The sequence below is a fragment of the Streptococcus equinus ATCC 9812 genome (genome assembly GCF_000187265.1).
GTDB classification, from domain to species: domain Bacteria; phylum Bacillota; class Bacilli; order Lactobacillales; family Streptococcaceae; genus Streptococcus; species Streptococcus equinus.
The window spans coordinates 1-2,715 of sequence record NZ_GL698433.1 but is presented as its reverse complement, the minus strand read 5'-3'; the positions used below and the strand labels follow the sequence as shown (position 1 = coordinate 2,715).

Annotated in this window: 11 tRNA genes and 1 pseudogene; all 12 read right to left on the bottom strand. The window is 40.3% G+C overall.

Annotation, left to right across the window (positions count from 1 at the left end):
• Positions 1 to 367: 367 nt before the first annotated feature.
• Positions 368 to 1,032: pseudogene (locus tag HMPREF0819_RS08990) on the bottom strand (IS3 family transposase); the annotation flags it as partial.
• 730 nt (positions 1,033 to 1,762) lie between these two features.
• Positions 1,763 to 1,846 (bottom strand) — tRNA-Leu (locus HMPREF0819_RS07780).
• 5 nt (positions 1,847 to 1,851) lie between these two features.
• A tRNA-Gln gene (locus tag HMPREF0819_RS07775) sits at positions 1,852 to 1,923 on the bottom strand.
• 10 nt (positions 1,924 to 1,933) lie between these two features.
• Positions 1,934 to 2,006 (bottom strand) — tRNA-His (locus HMPREF0819_RS07770).
• 11 nt (positions 2,007 to 2,017) lie between these two features.
• A tRNA-Trp gene (locus HMPREF0819_RS07765) sits at positions 2,018 to 2,088 on the bottom strand.
• Positions 2,089 to 2,092: 4 nt separating this feature from the next.
• Positions 2,093 to 2,173: transfer RNA gene (locus HMPREF0819_RS07760), tRNA-Tyr, on the bottom strand.
• Between the two features lie 16 nt (positions 2,174 to 2,189).
• Positions 2,190 to 2,262 (bottom strand) — tRNA-Phe (locus tag HMPREF0819_RS07755).
• A 5-nt stretch (positions 2,263 to 2,267) separates the two neighbouring features.
• Positions 2,268 to 2,341, bottom strand: a tRNA-Met gene (locus HMPREF0819_RS07750).
• Between the two features lie 12 nt (positions 2,342 to 2,353).
• Positions 2,354 to 2,443 (bottom strand) — tRNA-Ser (locus HMPREF0819_RS07745).
• A 10-nt stretch (positions 2,444 to 2,453) separates the two neighbouring features.
• Positions 2,454 to 2,525: transfer RNA gene (locus HMPREF0819_RS07740), tRNA-Glu, on the bottom strand.
• 10 nt (positions 2,526 to 2,535) lie between these two features.
• Positions 2,536 to 2,609, bottom strand: a tRNA-Ile gene (locus tag HMPREF0819_RS07735).
• Positions 2,610 to 2,638: 29 nt separating this feature from the next.
• A tRNA-Gly gene (locus tag HMPREF0819_RS07730) sits at positions 2,639 to 2,709 on the bottom strand.
• Positions 2,710 to 2,715 lie beyond the last annotated feature (6 nt).

Here is a 2,715-nt window from a genome sequence, read left to right as displayed (position 1 = left end):
TTCCGTAACCCGCACGTTTGGTTCGTATTGTTCAGTTTTCAAAGGTCTTTGTCTCACTCGAGACAACTTCTATATTCTATCAAATCCTCATCTTGTTGTCAAGAACTTTTTTCAAAGTTTTTTTCATACAAGTTTCAAATCTGATTGCCATCGTTCTCTCTCAAACAACAGCTATATTAGTTTAGCATTTCTAAGCAGCTTTGTCAAGAACTTTTTTAAAACTTTTTTTCTTCTGTTTCAAGATGTTCCTACCAGATTTTTGCAGCTATATTAATTTATCATCTTATATCCTAATTTGTCAATACCATTTTAATAAAAAATTAAAAAGCCGCTACTTTGTACTGACCCCAAAAAGTTGGACAAATAATTATTGAAAGGATTTAGTTCTGTACTGCACAGGGCTAAGTCCTTTTAGTTTGACTTTAATCCGTTTGTTATTGTAATAGTCAATGTAAGTAATAATAGCTTGTTTTAGCTCATCGAGTGACTTAAATGTCTTTTCAAAACCATAAAACATTTCTGATTTTAAGATTCCAAAGAAAGATTCCATCATGCTATTATCTGGGCTATTTCCCTTACGGGACATGGATGGACGAATTCCTTTTTGATTGAGAAAGTCATGATAAAACAGGTGTTGATATTGCCAACCTTGGTCACCTGGATGAGATTATCAGCTTTCTTGCCAATCTCACCCTTGTAAGATGAATACTTACGTTTACGACGAATACGTCCAGCCAAATTCATGCGTTTCATTAAGCGTTGTACTTTTTTGTGGTTGACCAAAAAACCTTGTTTTCTTATTTCCAAAGCGATGCGACGATAGCCATAGTTTCCTTTGTGCTCATCATAAATCATCTTGATTTTAGCTTTAAGAACTTTGTTTTTGTCTACTTGTTTAAGTTGTTTGATGTGGTAATAATAACTCGAACGAGGTAAGGCTAAAATCTCTAGTAACATCGCTAGAGAAAATTGCTCACTCAATTCTTGGATGATTCTTGTTGCTTGTCGCGCTCTGCCTCTTCCCTCAATAGGTTTGACCCAGCTGAGGCAAAGACATACCTTGTTTTCCGAGTTGATAGATTTCTAGTTTATCTTCGTAAGTTAATTTCATACAAAAAGCACCCCAATCGTTAGATTTTTTGTCTAACTTTTGGGGTGCAGTTCAATTATAGCAGATTTTTTACTATCATTTCGCCTCAATTAACCCTAACTCGCCATCTTCGCAGCGGTAGAGAATGTTGGTTCAAGCTCATCCTAAATACGGAATTTCGCATAAAAAACTAACAAGCAGATTCTATCCAAGTGGATAAATCTGATAACAAAGTCACAAAAAATTTTTTCCTATAACCAATAGCATGGGCGCGAAGGCCTCCGAATTACTTGCATTGTAAACAGAGCACATAAACAAGTCCAAGACACTCAAGTATAGAATAATTCTGTATAATACCTCTTAGGAATCATACTCACGAATATCTCGGGGGATAACAAATATAAACTCAATATCCCTATCTACTGCAAAAAAATTCGACTTCAAAAATAATTAACAAACTTTGAAACAAGTCGATAAACACTTCCACTGTTCATCACTTAATTTCTTTTGACAATGAAGAATGTACTTCTAAGAAAAGATTAACGTTTGTAGATAAAAGCAATGATGAAATATTTCTGCACTAGCAAAAAAGAGAACAAACCTTGTCCTCTCAACACAATTATAAAATTGATTACTAAAAATAAAAACAGTATCAAACTGATACTGCAACTATACCGGCGGCCGGGGTCGAACCGGCACGTCCTTGCGGACACTGGATTTTGAGTCCAGCGCGTCTGCCAATTCCGCCACGCCGGCAATAACTGGGGTAGCTGGATTCGAACCAACGCATGAGGGAGTCAAAGTCCCTTGCCTTACCGCTTGGCTATACCCCAAAAATAGAAAGGCGAATGATGGGAATCGAACCCACGCGTGCCAGAGCCACAATCTGGTGTGTTAACCACTTCACCACATTCGCCATATCATTAACACGGGCAGTAGGAATTGAACCCACACTGAAGGTTTTGGAGACCTTAGTTCTACCTTTAAACTATGCCCGTAATATGGAAGGGGAGGGATTCGAACCCCCGAACCCGAAGGAGCGGATTTACAGTCCGCCGCGTTTAGCCACTTCGCTACCCTTCCAAAATATTAAATTTAATGGCGCGAGACGGAATCGAACCGCCGACACATGGAGCTTCAATCCATTGCTCTACCAACTGAGCTACCGAGCCTTCTATTGCGGGAGCAGGATTTGAACCTACGACCTTCGGGTTATGAGCCCGACGAGCTACCGAGCTGCTCCATCCCGCGCTAACAATATAAAGGAGGATGTGGGATTCGAACCCACGCACGCTTTTACACGCCTGACGGTTTTCAAGACCGTTCCCTTCAGCCGGACTTGGGTAATCCTCCAAAAATATAATAGTCCGTACGGGATTCGAACCCGTGTTACCGCCGTGAAAAGGCGGTGTCTTAACCCCTTGACCAACGGACCATATTTATAATGGGCACAAGTGGACTCGAACCACCGACCTCACGCTTATCAGGCGTGCGCTCTAACCAGCTGAGCTATGCGCCCAAGAAAACTTGGGATACCAAATTTAATAAAGCGGGTGACGAGAATCGAACTCGCGACAACAGCTTGGAAGGCTGTAGTTTTACCACTAAACTACACCCGCATTAAT